At 69.4% G+C, this 2050-nt stretch carries 2 protein-coding genes and 1 pseudogene; all 3 read right to left on the minus strand.

The genetic code is table 11. The annotated features are described in order from the left end of the window. Positions 1-270: 270 nt before the first annotated feature. On the minus strand, positions 271-555 hold the full coding sequence (locus OZ10_RS20010) for a DUF4031 domain-containing protein (protein WP_039405763.1): 285 nt from the start codon (positions 553-555) through the stop codon (positions 271-273). Between the two features lie 8 nt (positions 556-563). Then, on the minus strand, positions 564-1157 hold the full coding sequence (locus OZ10_RS20015; protein WP_039566838.1) for a hypothetical protein: 594 nt from the start codon (positions 1155-1157) through the stop codon (positions 564-566). A 476-nt stretch (positions 1158-1633) separates the two neighbouring features. Beyond that, a pseudogene (locus tag OZ10_RS20020) lies at positions 1634-2050 on the minus strand (flagellar motor protein MotB); the annotation flags it as partial.

The raw sequence follows: 2050 nt of genomic DNA on the forward strand, positions 1-2050 counted from the left end.
GATTCCGGCGTGGGTGCCAAGCTCCAAGGCGATCGCTCAGATCCAGGCTCATACGGCAGCCCCCGCCGGCTCTCGACACCTACGCTGCCACATTCCGAACAGATAAGGCTCACACGGCCCAGCGATGGCCACGTAGGAGCGTGCCTGCGCGCGATAGGCGTTACCGGGACAGCTCCTCGCGCTCAGGCGCGCGCCTACTAAGGCGCGCCGCCAATCAGGTTGCGGCCACCGCCGTTGCCAATCCCGAATCCCGAATCCCAAATCCCCGCCTCAAGGCGCCTCGCCCCGTGCCTGCGCACGCGCATTGGCGATCAAGGCCTTGAGCAAGACGCGATCGGTGTGACGTGAGATCGCGATGGCACCGAGTGCGATCGCCTCGATGCGCAGCGAGGCGGGCACGTCGTAGTGCGCGCCGCTGAGTTTGTTCTGGAAGGCGCGGCGGGGAATGCCCAGCCGCGCCGCCATGGCATGCAGCTCGTCCAGCGTATCGCCGAGCAGGTGCGCCCAGCGCTGGTCGCGCCACAGGTGCACCGCATCGTCGACGTAGACGGCCATCTGCCAGGTCAGTCCTGCTTCTTGGACTTCTTCGACTTCTTGCCGGCGCTCTCGCTGTCGGCGTCGTCCGCGACCGCGTCGGCGGCCTTGTCGCTGGTCGCTTCGTCTGCAGTGCTGTCGTCTTCGGCCGTCGCGGCATCTTCGGCAGCGGCATCGCTGTCGGTTGCAGGTGTTGCATCGGCGTCGTCGGCGTCTTCATCGCCGTCTTCATCCGCATCGGCGTTCTGGAACTCGGACACCAGCTTGGTCAGGTATTCCTCGGCGGTCTGGCCTTCGTCGGCGGCCAGGTCGTCGATCATCTGCTGCAGCTGGGTCGAATATTCCAGCGAGATGGTCTTGCCTTCGGCTTCCTGCAGGTTGGCCAGGTGCTTGAGCATGGCCAGCATCGGCACCGGGTTGTCGGCGCTGCCCATGGTCTGGCCGCCGATCGACAGCATCCACTCGCTGCCACCCTGCAGGCCGATCGCCGCGACCACGCGGCCGTCGGCGTCCTGCAGCACGGCATGGTTGCTGACCTGGGGCGCCTGGCCCAGACGGGCGAAGGGGCGCTTGGGTTGCTGCTTCTTGCGCTTGTCGCGCTTGGCCTTGGAATTGCGGGACACGGTGTTCTCGACGCTGGGAATGGCCGGCCATTCTAGAGCGTGCGCCGCACGATGCGATGAGCAGCCGGCTTCGGAGTGACCAGGCGCGGGCGGCCCCGCCTGCTGTCGATCGCAGTGTCGATCGTGATGCCGCGGCAATCCCCGCTCGCCGCGGGCCTGGATGAGGCGGGCAGCCGCGCCGATGGTCCGGCAAGCGCCGCACCTGCCAGGCCGGTGGCAGGGCGCCAGCCTGGCCTGCAGGGAAGACGGTGCGTGCGCCAGGCCCTCCCCATCGCCGGCCCCGCAGCAGGCGCCGAGATCGGGTTCGCCGCGTTGCCGATGGATTCGGCAAGGCACCTCTGCTGGGACGGCAATCAGAGCATGCCGCCGTCCAGGCACGCCAACCGCAAATCACCGGCTCGACGACACCGTCGGTAGCGATACCTCAGTCAAGCCAGACCGGGCATGCATCTGGAACTCCAACCCCGGCCTCGCAATCAATGCGCTTCGACCGCCACGCGCGGCGCTGCCACGGCGGCTTCGGCGGCCTTGGCGAGTGCGGCGGCCGAGGCGACCTGAGCGCTGGTGGACACGCGCGGTGTCGCCGGGCGTGCAGAGGCGGTGCCCGGCGGGGGCGCGGGCGAGCCGCCGGCGGAGCCTGGCGCAGCCGCCGCAGCCGCTGGCGCCGCAGCGCCCAGCGCGGGGCCACTGGTCGCTGCACCCACCGTCGCGGTACCGGTGGCAGCGGCGCCGCTGAGGTCCGGCACGTGGGTGTCGGCGTCATGGACGGGCTTGCCCAGCGCCACGCCCTGGCCGGCGCCGGCCAGGGCCGCTTCTTCGGCGTCCTGGGTCATCACCACGATGCTGATGCGGCGGTTGATCGGATTCTGCGGGTCGGTCTTGTCGAACAGCAC

This window comes from Xanthomonas cannabis pv. cannabis (assembly GCF_000802365.1).
GTDB lineage: Bacteria > Pseudomonadota > Gammaproteobacteria > Xanthomonadales > Xanthomonadaceae > Xanthomonas > Xanthomonas cannabis.

What these genes read in the sequence shown, in the direction of transcription:
- OZ10_RS20010 (WP_039405763.1), bottom strand. Translation starts at nt 555, where the DNA reads ATGGCCGTCTACGTCGACGATGCGGTGCACCTGTGGCGCGACCAGCGC.